The sequence below is a fragment of the Oceanicola sp. 22II-s10i genome, from assembly GCF_002210105.1.
Lineage (GTDB): Bacteria > Pseudomonadota > Alphaproteobacteria > Rhodobacterales > Rhodobacteraceae > Pseudooceanicola.
Map to the genome: position 1 here is coordinate 945,081 of NZ_AQQU01000001.1, position 14,259 is coordinate 959,339.

The window sequence follows — 14,259 nt, forward strand, 5'->3', positions numbered from 1 at the left end:
CCGTCGGTGCGGATCAGCCGAAAACCGGTTCTTCGATCCTGGGAACGGCGGGGGCTGGTCGCCGTCCGATGCGCGGCACGGCGGACAGAAGCTTTCGCGTATAGGCGTGCTGCGGGTCGCGCAGGACCTGCTCGGTCAGCCCGGTCTCGACGATCTCGCCCTTGAGCATGACGGCGACACGGTGGCTGACCCGTTCGACGATCGCGATGTCGTGGCTGATGAAGAGAAAGGACACGCCGTCGCGCTGCTGGATCTCGGCCATCAGGTCGGTGATCCGCCGCGCGTTCGACACATCGAGCGCCGAAACCGCCTCGTCCGCGACAATGATCTGCGGGCGGACCGACAGCGCGCGGGCAATGCACAGGCGCTGCCGCTGACCGCCCGAGAACTGGTGCGGGTAGCGGTGCACGGCATCGGCGGGCAGGCCCACGCGGGCCAGCAGATCAGCCGCGAGTGCGGCGCGGTCGTCCGCTTCGGGCAGACCGTGCAGGGCGGCGGGTTCGGTGACCAGATCACGGACGGACATGCGCGGGTTGAGCGAGGCATAGGGGTCCTGAAAGACCATCTGCATCCGCGCACGGTGCGGTTTAAGCCGTGCCGGCGACAGGCCGTCGATCCGCGCGCCCATCAGTTCGATCCGGCCCGTGGCGGGTTCGACCAGCCGCATGATCGAGCGGGCGAGCGTGGACTTGCCGCAGCCGGATTCCCCGACGAGGCCAAGCGTCTCGCCCCGGCCCAGCTCCAGCGAGACGTCGCGGACCGCGGGCGCCGGCGCCTGCCCCGAAAACAGTCCGCCGCCGAAGATCGTGGTCAGGCCCGAGACCTTCAGGACCGGCTCGGGCGCAGGAAGCGGCGCGGGCGCGCCTTCGCCAAGGCGTGGCGAGGCGGCCATCAGTTCGCGCGTGTAGGGGGCGCGGGGTGCGGAAAAGAGGTCGGCGGTGCGACCTTCCTCGACCTTGCGGCCGTCCTTCATCACCACGACGCGGTCCGCGATCTCGGACACCACGCCGAGGTCGTGGGTGATGAACAGCACCGCCATCCCCATGTCGCGCTGGAGCGCGGCGATCAGGCGCAGGATCTCGGCCTGCGTGGTGACGTCGAGCGCGGTCGTCGGTTCGTCCGCGATCAGCACCTCGGGTTCGCAGATCAGCGCCATGGCGATCATCACCCGCTGGCGCAGCCCGCCGGACAGTTCGTGCGGATACTGCCTGAGCCGCCGGTCCGGTTCCGGAATGCGGACACGATCCAATGCGGCGCGCGCCGCCTCGCGCGCCGCGGTGCCACGCAGGTTGCGGTGGAGCGCCAGAGTTTCGGCTAGTTGCGCGCCGATGGTCATCACCGGGTTGAGCGAGGTCATCGGCTCCTGAAAGATCATCGCGATCCGGTCGCCGCGCAGCGCCCTGAGCGCGGCGGGCTTCAGGCCGGTGATCTCGGCCGGGCGGTCACCGCCCAGCCGGATCGAGCCCCCGGCGATCCGCCCGCCCTCGCGTTCGATCAGGCGCAGGATGGACAGCGCGGTCGCGCTCTTGCCCGAGCCGCTTTCACCGACCAGCGCCAGCGTCTCGCCCTTGTGGATGTCGAACGACAGGCCGTGCACGGCCCCGGTGGAACCGAAGGCGACGTGCAGGTCCCGGACCGAGAGGACGGGCGGATTGGGGGGCGTGACGGTCATTCCGCGGCAAGCTCGGTGAAGAAGGGGGCGAGCGGCGGGGTCCAGCGGTGACGCGAGGGGGTCAGGGTCGCCTCGAAGGGATCATCGCCGAAGACTTGCCAGTGGACCTTTTCCCCGAGCGTCATCATCCCCCACGCGCGGGCGGGTTCACCGCCCGTGGTGAAGCTTTCGGTCAGGCTCTGCTGGGTGATGTGGGGGATCCCGTCGACGGTGGTGACGGTGTTCCAGTGGACGTGCCCGGCCACACAGGCAACGGGGACGCGCGCCTGCGCGATCGCGGCGCGGGCGCGGTCCGACTGCGGATAGGTGGACAGCGAGGCGTTGCGCTGGAAGTAGTAGTTGCCGATCTGGCTATGGCCCGAGAACGGGACGTGGCTGGCGACAAGCGTCGGTTTCTGGGCCCGCTGCGCCATCTGGGACAGCCACAGCAGATCGGCTTCGGGCAGGTCGAAACCGGGGCGCGGCGCGGTGCGGTTGATCTTGGAATCGGCGCGCCACAGGGCAAGCTGCCAGTCGCCGAGGTCGAGGATTTCGTGCGCCAGATCGGCCGACAGGATGTCCGCGTTCTCGGCCACGCTCAGGTTGTCGCGGTCATGGTTGCCGCAGACATGGTGCAGCGGCGCGTCGAGCCCGCACAGAACATCCGCCACCTCGCGTTCGAGGCGGGCGTCGGACTGGCTGTCGACGTCCGAGATGCGGTCCCCGAGGTCGAGGACGAGGTCCGGCGTCTCGGCATTCGCCCAGGTGACGAAGTCGGCCAGCAGCTGCAGCGCGGTGTCCCCGCGCTTGGTGTGCGAGGGCGCGCCGTGGTGGATGTCGGTGACGATGGCGATCCGGGTCATGGGTATGGCTCCTGAAGGGGTGGGCCGGGCGCCCGATGCGCCCGGCCCGGATGGCGTCAGCTGTCGGCGAGCGAGATGCTGCCGGCGCGGAAGTCGAGCACGTAGGGGATGTGGCCCGGCATCGGCGCCCAGTTGACCGACTGCTTCATGCCCCAGCTTTCGAACGGGCGGTACAGCGGCAGGACGGCCGGGTCGTCCTTCACCCGCTCCATCACCTCGCGGTAGGCTTCCTTGCGCGCCGCGACATCGGTCGAGAAGCGGAAGCGTTCCCATTTCTCGGCATAGTCCGCGTCGGTGTTGAACCGGCCCTCGCTCTGCGAGGGGCCGTTCGGCGCCCACATCACCCCGAACGAACCGAAGGGGTCGGCGAAATACATCGGGTTGGACCAGTTCCGGGCCATCATCTCGGGGTCGTTGCCCGACCACTTGTCGCGGACCTGCACCTTGCCGTTGATGCCGACCGCAGCCCACATCTCCATGATCGCCTGCGCGGCCAGCAGGCCGTTGGTGTAATAGGTCGCGGCGGTGTCATAGGTGATCTCGAACCCGTCGTAACCGGCTTCTTCCAGCAAGGCCTTTGCGCGCTCGGGATCGTATTCGAAGGTCACGAGGTCAGGCTGGTGCAGCGCGCCCATCTCGACCATCGTGTGCGAGGACGGAACCACGGCCTTGCCCAGCCACAGCGCCTCGTTCAGGGCGTCGCGGTCGATGGCGAGGCTCATCGCCTTGCGGATGCGCGGATCCTGCAGCTTGGGGTGGTTCTGGTTCATGATCATCACGTGGAACAGCGCGGTGGCCGAGCCTTCGGTCTTGAGGTTCGGATCGCTGTCCACCAGCGACAGCTGGTCGGGCGCGAGGTTGGTGATGATGTCCGCTTCGCCGGTCTTGAGCGCGGTCACGCGGGACGCGGTTTCGGCGATCTGGACGACGTTGACCCTGGCCAGCGGGGCCCTGTCGCCCCAGAAATCGTCGAAGCGGGCCCAGACCAGCTTTTCACCCGGCTGGAAGCTTTCGATGGCGTAGGGCCCGGTGCCGACGGGGGCGAGGGCGAAGGCCTCGTAGTCGCTGTCCTCGGCCACTTCGGGATCGCCGGACAGGGCCTTGGTGTAGGCTTCGGGGATGATCATGACCTGCTGGAGCGAGATCAGCGTCTCCCACAGCGGCTCCTCGCGTTCGGCGTGGATGCGGATGGTGTGATCGTCGATCTTCTCGGCATGGGTGAAGTTGCCCAGCCGGTCCTTGGCGCGGACGACATAGGGCGGGAAGGTCGCCTGCATCATCCGGTTCAGCGAAAAGATCACGTCATCGGCGGTCATGTCGTCGCCGTTGTGGAACTTGACGCCCTCGCGCAGTTTCAGCTCCATCACGGTCGGTTCGATCAGTTCCCACGAGGTGGCCAGCGCGGGGACCCATTCGGGTTCCAGCTTGGTGTGGTCGCGGTCGATCAGCGTGTCGAAGCTGTTGTAGTAGAACTGCGAGCCGACGTTGGAATGGTCGCGGCCCGGGTCGAGGTAGGGTGCCATGTTGGCGGCCCCCACGGTGATTTCCTGCGCGCTGGCGGCATAGGGCAGCGCGGCGATGGCGGTGGTCAGCATCAGTCGGAACATCTGGTTCTCCGGTTCTGGTTGAGTGTCGTGGTGCGGCCGGTTGTCCGGCTCTCGTCTTTGTTCAGCGGTCGCGCAGGCGGACGTCGGCGCGGTCACGCAGCCAGTCGCCGAGGATCTGCACGGAAAAGGTCAGCGCCACGATCAGCGCGGCGGGGGTCAGCACGATCCACGGCGCGGTCGGCATGTAGTCGCGCCCGAGGCCCACCATCGAGCCGAGCGACGGCTGGGGCGGCTGGACGCCGAGGCCGAGGAACGACAGCGTGCTTTCGAGGATCACGATGTTCGACACGGCCAGCGTGAACTGCACCACCAGCGGCGAGACGATGTTGGGCAGGACGTGGTGGCGGGCGGTGTAGACCGGGCCGGCACCGGCGGCGCGCGCGGCCTCGATGAAGGGCAGGGCCCCCAGCTTGCGGACCTCGGCGCGGACGATGCGGGCATATTGCTCCCACCCCGCGATCCCGAGGACGAGGACCAGCACCGTCAGGCTGGAGCCGAAGAGCGACAGGATCAGCAGGGCGACGAGGGTGAAGGGGATCGCGATCTGCATGTCGACCAGCGACATGATCGTGTCCTCGACCCAGCCCCGCCGCAGCCCCGCGATCAGGCCCAGCGTGCCGCCGATCGCCAGCCCAATCACCGCCCCCGCAAAGGCCAGTGTCAGCGTCAGACGCAGGCCGTACAGCGCGCGCGACAGCACGTCGCGGCCCAGTTCGTCGGTGCCGGTGTAGTGGCCGGACGCATAGCGGTCGAACCCCATCGGCGGGCGCAGTCGGCTCAGCAGGCTCTGCGCCAGGGGATCGTAGGGGGCAATCAGCGGCGCGAAGAGGGCGCAGGCGAACAGGATCAGGGCCGTGGCGATGGCGATCTTCTGGATCAGGTCGGTCTGCCCGATGCGAAAGCGCCGGGGCGCGGCGGTGTCTGCGATGCTGGCCATGGTCGATCTCCTCAGCTGCGGGCAAGCCGGATGCGCGGATCGGCCAGCGCATAGGCGATGTCGGTGACGGCGTTGATGGCGACCACGGCGACGGCGACGGCGATCACGCCGAACTGCAGCACCGGGTAGTCCCGCCCGATGGCGGAGTTCACCAGCAGCTGGCCGATGCCGGGCCAGGAGAAGATGCTTTCGACCACCACGCTGCCCGCCGCGGCGAGCCCCGCAATCTGCAGCCCGATGACCGAGATCACTGTGACGCCCGCATTGCCCAGCCCGTGCCGCAGGACCACCCGCGCCTCGCCCAGCCCCTTGGCACGGGCGGTGCGGATGAAGTCCTGTCCCAGCACGTCCAGCATGGCGTTGCGGGTGAACCGGGTGAGCGCGGCGATCAGGACGCCCGACATGGCGATCGTCGGCATGATGAAGTGCAGGGCCGTACCGTTCCCCACCACAGGCAGCCAGTTCAGCCAGTAGGAAAACGTCAGGATCATCACGATGGCGAGGATGAAGGACGGCACGGCGTAGCCCGCGAAGGCGATGACCATGACCGCCGATCCGACCCAGCTCTTGCGATAGATCGCCGCCAGCACGCCCAGCGGGATCGAGACGAGTATCGTGAACACGACCGAGGCCAGCAGGAGCTGCGCCGAAGGCCAGAGTCGTTCGGCCACAACCTCGGTCACCGGGCGGCGGTCGACGAAGCTCAGCCCGAATTCGCCGGACAGGGCGCCGCGCAGGAAGGCGAGGTATTGTTCGCCCAGCGACCGGTCCAGCTGGAAATAGCGGATCAGCTCCTCCCGTCCCTCGGCGGTCAGCCCGTCGCCGAGGAATGTGTCGATCGGGTTCCCCGACATGCGGGTCGCGATGAAGGTGACCGAGACGATGGCAAAGATCGTCACCACGGCCTTGACCAGAATGCGCAGCAGGTACGGGATCATCGTCCGGGCCTCCGCTGGATATGCAGGAAGGGCACGCCCGCCGCCGCCGCCGCGCGCCCGTCGGTCGCCGCGTTGTCGCCGACAAACACCGCGTGTTCGGGGGCGGTGCCGGTCCGGGCAAGCGCGATCTGCAGCATCGTCGGGTCAGGTTTGCCGAGGCTGCGCCATTGCAGTTCGGGCCGGATCGCCCGCAACGCGGCCAGCAGCGCGCCGGTTTCGGCCACCGGCTGACCGTCATGGGCGGGATGCGACAGGTCCTCGTTCGCGATCCACAGTCGCGCGCCAAGTCCGATGTCGGACAGGATCGGGCCCATGGTGTCGACTGTGACACCCGCGTCGCGGCAGATCAGCACCGCCTCGGGCCGGTCGGACCCGGTGTCGATCCCGAGCGCCCGCGCGGCATCGGCCAATGCAGGCGCGGCGTAAAGGCGCAGGCGGCGGATCTGCTCGACCTCGTACAGATGCCCCAGCGTGATCTCTCCGGCCAGCAGGATGCGGGCGGCGGGCACCGTCAGGCCCATCTCCGAGAGCCTGAGCGAAAGCGCCGCGGCCGTGCTGCCCGACGCGTTGGACACGATCCACAGACGGGATCCGCAGGCCGCGACGAAGGCGGCCGTGTCGGCAAAGGGGCGCCCTTCGGACACCAGACACCCGTCGAGATCGCAGAGCACCAGCCCCGCATCCTTCACGGCGCGCGGGTCGAGGGCCGCGTGGCGGTCAGCCGGCACAAGGGTCGTCTCGAGGTCCAAATCATCTCTCCGCATCTTCGCGGGCCGGGCCCCGCGTCTGATGCCCACATTTGGAGAGCGGCTGTGACATGGCTGTAACGAAACAAAGCCAGAGTATGGCCAAAGCAAACCTGCAGTTGGGACCGCCCGCAGATGACCCTCAGCAATGCCCGTCTGGACGCCGTCCGCGCCGTCGCCGAAACTGGTTCCTATGCCGCGGCCGCACGGCTGCTTGGCGTCACGCAACCCAATATTTCCGTTCAGGTCCGGGGCCTTGAGGCGGATTTCGGGGTAAAGCTGTTCCTGCGCGACGCGGGCAGGCTGTTGCCGACCGAGCTCTGTCACAGACTTTGCGATTCGGCCGAGCGCATGGCCGAGGCGCGGGACGAGGCGGAGCGGCTGCTGCTCAGCCGGTCGTCTCTGCGCGAGGGCCGGATTTCCATCGGGCTGGGCAATGCCATGCCGGGCATGGCGCTGATCGCGGCCTTTCACCGGGCCTATCCCGGCGTGACCCTCAAGGTCGAAACCGGATCCCATCAGAAGATCACCCGCGCGGTGCTGACCCATGAATGCGACATCGGCGTGCTGCCGGACATCCCTCAGGACCCGCGGTTCCGGCGCGAGCATATCGCCGGGTCCGAGGTCATCGCCATCGCCCCGGTCGGGCATCCGCTTGCCCGTCACGCGCAGGTCAGTGCCGAGACCCTGTCGCGCGAGCCCCTGATCTTTCGCGCCTCGGGGTCGTCCACGCAGCGCGCGGTGGACCGGATGTTCACGCGGGCGGGCCTGTCGCCGCAACCGTTCTTGACGCTCGATGCGCGGGACGGACTTTACGAGGCGGTGGTCAACGGTCTGGGCATCGGGTTTCTGTGGCGCGAAAGCACCAGCCGGTCTGATGGCGTCGTGCGCCTGCCGATCGCCGAGATGACGACGCTGAGAACGCACGAGACGGTCTTCAGCCTCGCCGGAAGCGAGGGGCGGATCATCGACGGGTTCTTCGGTGTGGCCCGCGCCTTCGGGTCAGAGATGGCCGGCGCCTCGACCGGGTGATGCCGCGCTCGCCCTTGGTCCGGTCCGCATCTGGCTCAGGGCGCCAAAAACCAAAAGGCGCCCCGGTGGGACGCCTTGTTCACTTGGTCGGAGTGAGAGGATTCGAACCTCCGGCCCCTGCCTCCCGAAGACAGTGCTCTACCAGGCTGAGCTACACTCCGACCGTGGCGGGCGGAGTAACCCGATATGCAGGGTTTGGCAAGGGGCGGCGGATCATATGCGCGGCGGATTCTTCTGCGGGAACTCCGTCGCCAGATGCCAGCCCTGGCCAAGCTGAAGGATCCCCAGATCGCCGCCGTACCGCCCGACGAACTGCAGGCCGATCGGCAGCCCCGCAGGGCCGAATCCGGCGGGCACGCCGAGAGCCGGCAGGCCCAGCAGGCTGGCGGGAATCACGCATTCCATCCACCGGTGATAGGTGTCGAGCGGGCGGCCCGCGATCTCGGTCGGGTGCTTCCAGTCGACGGGGAAGGGGAAGCACTGCGCCGTCGGCACCACCAGCGCGTCATACTGCGCGAACAGCCCCGCCGCGACGCCGTGCCAGCGCGAGCGGATCTTGCTGGCCCGCGTGATGTCGCGGGCCGTCAGCGCCAGCCCACGCTCGACCTCCCACACCGCGACGTCGCGCAGCAGGGGGCCGTTGACTGGGTCGTCATAATCCGCGACGCGGCCACTGACGTTCGACAGGCTGCGCAGGGTGGTCCAGCTGTCCCACAGCTCGTCGGCGGGGAAGGGCGGATCGATCCGCTCAACCTCGCAGCCCAGATCGGCGAGGATCGTCAGAGCCGCCTCGCAGGTGTCCAGCACGCCCTCCTCCATCGGCCATGCGCCGCCCCAGTCGGCAGCCCAGGCGATGCGCCGCCCCTTGAGGTCCGCGTCGATGCGGCCCGAGAAGACCTCGGGCGCCGGTCCGAAGGGGGCCCGCGGATCGGGGCCCCCCATGACGTCCAGCAAGAGCGCGACATCGGTCACGTCGCGGGCCATCGGTCCCAGTGTCGAAAGCGGGTGCATCACCACGTCGGTCTCCGGATCCGGCGGGATACGCCCCCAGCTCGGGCGGAAGCCGTAGCAGCAGTTCCAGCCGGCGGGGTTGCGCAGGCTGCCCATGGCGTCGGACCCGTCGCAGGCCCATTGCATCCGTGCCGCCAGCGCAGCCCCCGCCCCGCCCGAGCTGCCCCCGGCCGACCGTGTCAGGTCATAGGGGTTCCGCGTCGGCCCGTGCACCGGGTTGAACGTGTGGCTGCCCAGCCCGAATTCCGGCGTGTTGGTCTTGCCCACCACGATCGCGCCCGCCGCGCGCAGGCGGCCGATGGCCAGGTCGTCCTGTTCGGCGATCACCCCCGGCCGGATCGGAGAGCCCTTGGACGTCGGAAAGCCCGCCGCATTGGCCAGGTCCTTGACGGCCAGCGGCAGGCCGTGCAGCGGCCCGATGTCGGCGCCTGAGGCGCGGGCGGTGTCGGCGGCCAGCGCTTCCGACAGCAGGGCGTCCGGGTCCTTCATGCTGACGATGGCGTTGATGTCGCCATTCACCGCGGCGACTCGGTCCAGCATGGCCTGCATCGCCTCGACACAGCTGGTTTCGCCGTTGCGGATGCGGGCCAGAAGGTCTGCCGCGCTCAGGTCTATGAGGGTCATGGTGCCGCCTTTCCTCCGGTTTGCCGCAGGATAGACCTGACGGGCGGCGGGGTGCCATGTCTTTCCGCATACCTGCGGACTGGATCGGTGCGGTCCGCCGGGCTAGTTTCTGGAAAAGCATTTTTTCAAAGGATAATCCGATGCGACGTGCCCTCATCTCCACCCTTGCCAGCCTGCTGCTCACCGCGCCGATGGCGCTGGCCGCGCCCTGCGGCAACACCGCGTCAGGCTTCGAAGCCTGGAAAGCCGCCTTCGCGCAGGAGGCACGGGGCGCCGGTATCGGCCAGCGCGGGGTGTCGGTGCTGATGCAGACGCAATATTCCACGGGCACCATCGCAGCCGACCGGAAGCAGACCGGCGTGCGCTATTCGCTCAAGGATTTCATGCGGATCCGGGGCACCGACGCCATCGCCTCGATGGGCCGCCAGCGCAAGGCGCAGAACCCGAACTTCTTTGCCGCGCTGGAACGTACCTACGGCGTGCCCGCGGGGATATTGCTGTCGATCCACGGGATGGAATCGGGCTTTGGCCGGGTGATGGGCAAGTACTCCGTGCTCTCCTCGGTCGCGACCGTGGCCTATGACTGCCGCCGCAGCGCGTTCTTCAGCCAGCACCTGCTGGCGGCGCTGCAGCTGGTCGACCGCGGCTGGCTGGACCCGAACGCACGCGGCGCGGCGCATGGCGAGATCGGGCACACCCAGTTCCTCGCCGGCAACGTCATCACCTATGGGGTCGATGGCAACGGGGACGGTCGCGTCGATCTGTACAACCAGACCGACGCGCTGGCCTCGACCGCCAATTTCCTGCGCCGCAAGGGCTGGCAGCCCGGCCAGCCCTACCAGGAAGGCACGCAGAACTTCCGCGTCCTGAACGAATGGAATGCCGCCACGGTCTACCAGCAGGCGATCGCGCTGACCGCCGCCCGGATCGACCGCTGACGCACGACCGACGCCCAGGGGATCGCACAGGTGCCCTGCTTCTTCTGGTTCCAAATACCTCGGGGGTGTGGGGGCAGAGCCCCCGCGTCCTCAGCCCTCGGCTCGCGCCTCGGCCCGGCTCTTGCCGCTGACGGCCATCGCCAGAGTGGCGGCCATGAAGGCGTCCAGATCGCCGTCCAGCACGCCCTGCGTGTCCGACGTCTCGTGGCTGGTCCTCAGGTCCTTCACCATCTGGTAGGGCTGCAGGACGTAGGACCGGATCTGGTTGCCCCAACCGGCCGAGCCCTTGGCCTCGTGCGCCTCGTTGATCGCGGCGTTCCGGCGGTCGAGCTCGAGCTGATACAGACGCGATTTCAGCGCCTTCATGGCGATGTCGCGGTTCTGGTGCTGCGACTTTTCCGACGATGTCACGACGATCCCGGTCGGATGGTGGGTGATCCGCACGGCCGAGTCGGTGGTGTTCACGTGCTGACCGCCCGCGCCCGAGGACCGGTAGGTGTCGATCCGGATGTCGGCCGGGTTGACCTCGATCTCGATGTTGTCGTCGACGACGGGGTAGACCCAGACCGAGGCAAACGAGGTCTCTCGCGTGCCCTTGCCGAATGGCGAAATGCGCACCAGCCGGTGCACACCCGACTCGGACTTCAGCCAGCCATAGGCGTTCGGGCCGGAAATCTTGTAGGCGCAGGACTTGATCCCGGCCTCGGCGCCCGCTTCCTCGGACTGCAGTTCCACCTTGTAGCCGCGCTTTTCGGCCCAGCGGACATACATCCGCTGCAGCATCGCGGCCCAGTCGCAGGCCTCGGTGCCACCGGCGCCCGCGTTGATTTCCAGGAAGGTGTCGTTGCCGTCCGCCTCGCCGTCCAGAAGCGCTTCCAGCTCCTTCTCGGCGGCGCGGGCCCTCAGCGCTTTCAGCGCGCTTTCGGCCTCGGCGACGACATCGGTGTCCTCTTCCTCCTCGCCCATCTCGATCAGTTCGACATTGTCGGTCAGGTCGCGGTTCAGGGCGTCGTAGGTGTCCATCGCGTCGACCAGCATCTGCCGGTCGCGCATCAGCTTCTGCGCCTTGGCGGGATCGTCCCAGAGGTTCGGATCCTCGACGCGCGCGTTGAATTCCTCAAGCCGGTGCGCGGCGGTGTCCAGCCCCATGCGCTGGCCCAGCAGGGTCAGGCTTTTCTCGATTTCGGTGACGATGGACTGGGTTTCGGCGCGCATAGGTCATTCCCGTGGATCGGTGCCGCCTGATACCGTGGCGGACGCCCCCCGGCAAGCAGATGGGGCGATACGGCGCCGGGTCAGCGCCGTATCACCGGAACGTCATCAGTAAAGGCCACCCGACGACAGCGTGCCGAAGTTCGCTTTCGGCCCCACCACGGCCTTGCGGCCGGTCGATGTGGTGACCTCCTGCCCCTGGCCGCCGCGGGCTTCCTCGAACAGCGGCAGGTTCGACCCCATGGCGAAACCGCCGTCGAAGGAGATGCCGAAGATCGGCTCTTCGCCGTCGCGGAAGTATTCCGCCACCACGTTCGGGCCCGAAGCGTCATCGGCCAGCCGGGCGCCGGTGAAGCGGTCGATCTTGATGAAATGCCCGCCCGGCGGGATGCGGAATTTGCCGCCGCCGTATTTCTTGACCGCCTCGGACATGAAGCGCTGGAACACCGGCCCGCAATATCCGCCGCCCGACGCGCCGCGGCCCAGCGACCGGGGTTCGTCGTAGCCGATGTAGCAGCCGGCCACGATGTTCGAGGTGAAGCCGATGAACCAGACATCCTTGGCGTCGTTCGTCGTGCCGGTCTTGCCCGCCGTCGGCACCGGAAGCTTGACCGAGCCGGATGCGGTGCCGCGCTGGACGACGCCCTGCATCATCGAGGTCAGCTGGTAGGCGGTGATCGCATCCATCACCCGGTCGCGGTTCGACACGATGCGGGGCGAGGCGTGGTTGGGCAGCGCGGGATCGGCGCAGTCGACGCAGTCGCGCCGGTCGTGACGGTAGATCGTCTTGCCGTAGCGGTCCTGCACTCGGTCGACCAGCGTGGGTTCCACCCGCTCGCCGCCGTTGGCGAACATGGCGTAGGCGGCGACCATGTTGAACAGCGTCGTTTCCTCGGACCCGAGCGCGTTGGCCAGGAACTGGCCCATGTTGTCGTAGACCCCGAAGCGTTCGGCGTAGGAGGCGACGACGTCCATCCCGACCTCCTGCGCAAGGCGCACAGTCATCAGGTTCCGCGACCGTTCGATCCCGGTGCGCAGCGGCGTGGGGCCGTAGAATTCGCGGCTGGCGTTCTGCGGCCGCCAGATGCCTTGGGCCGTCTCAACCTCGATCGGGGCGTCGATGATGATCGTTGCGGGGGTATATCCGCTGTCCAGCGCGGCGGCGTAGACGAAGGGCTTGAACGACGAACCGGGCTGGCGGCGTGCCTGCGTGGCGCGGTTGAAGACCGAGTGCTGGTAGCTGAACCCGCCCTGCATCGCGATCACGCGGCCGGTGTTCACGTCCATCGCCATGAAGCCGCCTTCGACCTCGGGCACCTGCCGCAGGGTCCAGCGGATGAAGGCGCCGCCGTCATCCTCGGTCATCCGGCGGACCAGCACCACGTCGCCGCGGTTGAAGTTGTCGCGGAAACTGCCGCGGATCCACGAGATGTCCTTGCGCGGAATGACATGCGGTTCGGCGGCGGTTTCCTCGACCCCCTCGATGCCGATCCGCATCTCCTGTTCGCCGATCTCCAGCACCACGGCGGGATACCACTGCGAATCGAGATCGATGTCGCGCGGCACGTCGGTGCGGGCCAGCGCGTCACGCCAGGCCTGCTCCGACCCAAGCTCTTCCTCGGGTATCGTCTTGCCGGTGCCGCGCCACTGGCCGGCCCCGCGGTCGTAGTTTTCCAGCTGGGTCTGCAGCGCATGTGCGGCCAGCACCTGCATGTCCGGCTCGATCGTGGCGCGGACGGCGAAACCGCCGGTCAGGAACTCGCCCTCGCCGAAGTCGCGGCTGAGCTGGCGGCGGATCTCGTCGGTGAAGTAGTCGCGCGGCGGCAGGCTTTCCTTGAAACCGGTGAAGTCGCCGTTCTGGACCGAGCGCAGCGGTTCCTGCACCTCGGCGCGATAGACGGCTTCGGTGATATAGCCGTTCTCCATCATCTCGCGCAGCACGTAGTTCCGCCGTTCGGTCACCCGCGCCTTTGCGGTGACCGGATGATAGCGGCCCGGCGCCTGCGGCATGGCGGCCAGCATCGCCGCCTCGTGCGGGGCCAGTTCGCCGAGCGTCTTGTTGAAATAGGTCTGGGCGGCGGCGGCGACGCCGTAGGAGTTCTGACCGAGGAAGATCTCGTTCAGGTAGAGTTCGAGAATCTTTTCCTTGGGCAGCGATTCCTCGAGCCGGGTGGCGAGGATGATTTCCTTGATCTTCCGTTCGATCTTGCGGTCGCCGGACAGCAGGAAGTTCTTCATCACCTGCTGGGTGATCGTCGATGCCCCGCGCACATCCTTGCCGCGGGACTTCACCGCATCGACGGCCGCAGCCACCATCCCGCGCGTGTCATAGCCGCCGTGGCTGTAGAAGTTCTTGTCCTCGGCCGAGATGAAGGCCTGTTTCACGAGGTCCGGGATCTCTTCCGCAGGGGCGAACAGGCGGCGTTCGACGGCGAATTCGTCGATGATCCGGCCCTCGCCGGAATAGATCCGGCTGATCGTCTTGGGCTGATACTGCGCGAGGCTCTCGTGGCTGGGCAGGTCACGGCCATAGACCCAGAACACGGCGCCGATCGACAGCGCGACGACGGCCATGCCGAGCGTCACGAGTGTGAAGATCGAACCGAAGAATGACAGAATGAATCGGATCACGTCGCGCCCCTTGGGATTTCAGGCCATTATATAGGCCGAACGGCGGAATGACGCAAAACACAACGGCCT

11 protein-coding genes and 1 tRNA gene are annotated in these 14,259 nt (G+C 67.7%); 2 read left to right on the forward strand and 10 right to left on the reverse strand.

Annotated features, from left to right (window positions below; all coding sequences use genetic code 11):
• Positions 1-13: 13 nt before the first annotated feature.
• From ATO6_RS04690 to ATO6_RS04715, 6 genes are all read right to left on the reverse strand, one after another.
• Positions 14-1,672: an ABC transporter ATP-binding protein gene (locus ATO6_RS04690; protein ID WP_088622748.1), complete on the reverse strand. Its 1,659-nt coding sequence runs from the start codon at positions 1,670-1,672 to the stop codon at positions 14-16.
• Positions 1,669-2,514 carry a metallophosphoesterase gene (locus ATO6_RS04695; protein ID WP_088622749.1) on the reverse strand — a complete coding sequence of 282 codons (846 nt, stop codon included), beginning with the start codon at positions 2,512-2,514 and terminating at the stop codon, positions 1,669-1,671. Before ATO6_RS04695 ends, ATO6_RS04690 begins: the two co-directional genes overlap by 4 nt.
• A 56-nt stretch (positions 2,515-2,570) precedes the next feature.
• Complete coding sequence (locus ATO6_RS04700; RefSeq protein WP_088622750.1) at positions 2,571-4,121, reverse strand: ABC transporter substrate-binding protein; 1,551 nt, start codon at positions 4,119-4,121, stop codon at positions 2,571-2,573.
• A gap of 61 nt (positions 4,122-4,182) precedes the next feature.
• Entirely contained in the window at positions 4,183-5,058 is an 876-nt protein-coding gene (locus tag ATO6_RS04705; protein ID WP_088622751.1) for an ABC transporter permease, read from the reverse strand.
• 11 nt (positions 5,059-5,069) lie between these two features.
• A complete protein-coding gene (locus ATO6_RS04710; protein WP_088622752.1) occupies positions 5,070-5,996 on the reverse strand; it encodes an ABC transporter permease in 927 nt (308 codons plus the stop codon).
• Positions 5,993-6,745 (reverse strand): HAD-IA family hydrolase, encoded by a 753-nt coding sequence (locus ATO6_RS04715; RefSeq protein ID WP_176440824.1) that lies wholly within the window; start codon positions 6,743-6,745, stop codon positions 5,993-5,995. Before ATO6_RS04715 ends, ATO6_RS04710 begins: the two co-directional genes overlap by 4 nt.
• Positions 6,746-6,877: 132 nt before the next feature.
• On the opposite strand from ATO6_RS04715, the gene ATO6_RS04720 reads away from it, so the two are divergent.
• A complete protein-coding gene (locus tag ATO6_RS04720; protein WP_088622753.1) occupies positions 6,878-7,774 on the forward strand; it encodes a LysR family transcriptional regulator in 897 nt (298 codons plus the stop codon).
• 84 nt (positions 7,775-7,858) lie between these two features.
• Here ATO6_RS04720 and ATO6_RS04725 read toward each other — a convergent pair.
• Positions 7,859-7,935, reverse strand: a tRNA-Pro gene (locus tag ATO6_RS04725).
• Positions 7,936-7,987: 52 nt separating this feature from the next.
• A complete protein-coding gene (locus ATO6_RS04730; protein WP_088622754.1) occupies positions 7,988-9,409 on the reverse strand; it encodes an amidase in 1,422 nt (473 codons plus the stop codon).
• Between the two features lie 140 nt (positions 9,410-9,549).
• Between ATO6_RS04730 and ATO6_RS04735 the strand changes: the two genes are divergently transcribed.
• Positions 9,550-10,347 (forward strand): lytic transglycosylase domain-containing protein, encoded by a 798-nt coding sequence (locus ATO6_RS04735; protein ID WP_088622755.1) that lies wholly within the window; start codon positions 9,550-9,552, stop codon positions 10,345-10,347.
• 90 nt (positions 10,348-10,437) lie between these two features.
• Here the strand turns inward: ATO6_RS04735 and prfB are convergent, their stop codons facing one another.
• Together prfB and ATO6_RS04745 are read right to left on the reverse strand one after the other, a co-directional pair.
• The gene (gene prfB, locus ATO6_RS04740) at positions 10,438-11,562 is read right to left on the reverse strand and encodes a peptide chain release factor 2 (protein WP_088622756.1); all 1,125 of its coding nucleotides are present in this window, start codon (positions 11,560-11,562) and stop codon (positions 10,438-10,440) included.
• 105 nt (positions 11,563-11,667) lie between these two features.
• Positions 11,668-14,190, reverse strand: coding sequence for a penicillin-binding protein 1A (locus ATO6_RS04745; protein ID WP_088622757.1), 2,523 nt, complete (start codon positions 14,188-14,190; stop codon positions 11,668-11,670).
• Between the last annotated feature and the right edge of the window lie 69 nt (positions 14,191-14,259).

What these genes read in the sequence shown, in the direction of transcription:
- ATO6_RS04690 (WP_088622748.1), bottom strand. Translation starts at nt 1,672, where the DNA reads ATGACCGTCACGCCCCCCAATCCGCCCGTCCTCTCGGTCCGGGACCTG.
- ATO6_RS04695 (WP_088622749.1), bottom strand. Translation starts at nt 2,514, where the DNA reads ATGACCCGGATCGCCATCGTCACCGACATCCACCACGGCGCGCCCTCG.
- ATO6_RS04700 (WP_088622750.1), bottom strand. Translation starts at nt 4,121, where the DNA reads ATGTTCCGACTGATGCTGACCACCGCCATCGCCGCGCTGCCCTATGCC.
- ATO6_RS04705 (WP_088622751.1), bottom strand. Translation starts at nt 5,058, where the DNA reads ATGGCCAGCATCGCAGACACCGCCGCGCCCCGGCGCTTTCGCATCGGG.
- ATO6_RS04710 (WP_088622752.1), bottom strand. Translation starts at nt 5,996, where the DNA reads ATGATCCCGTACCTGCTGCGCATTCTGGTCAAGGCCGTGGTGACGATC.
- ATO6_RS04720 (WP_088622753.1), top strand. Translation starts at nt 6,878, where the DNA reads ATGACCCTCAGCAATGCCCGTCTGGACGCCGTCCGCGCCGTCGCCGAA.
- ATO6_RS04730 (WP_088622754.1), bottom strand. Translation starts at nt 9,409, where the DNA reads ATGACCCTCATAGACCTGAGCGCGGCAGACCTTCTGGCCCGCATCCGC.
- ATO6_RS04735 (WP_088622755.1), top strand. Translation starts at nt 9,550, where the DNA reads ATGCGACGTGCCCTCATCTCCACCCTTGCCAGCCTGCTGCTCACCGCG.
- prfB (WP_088622756.1), bottom strand. Translation starts at nt 11,562, where the DNA reads ATGCGCGCCGAAACCCAGTCCATCGTCACCGAAATCGAGAAAAGCCTG.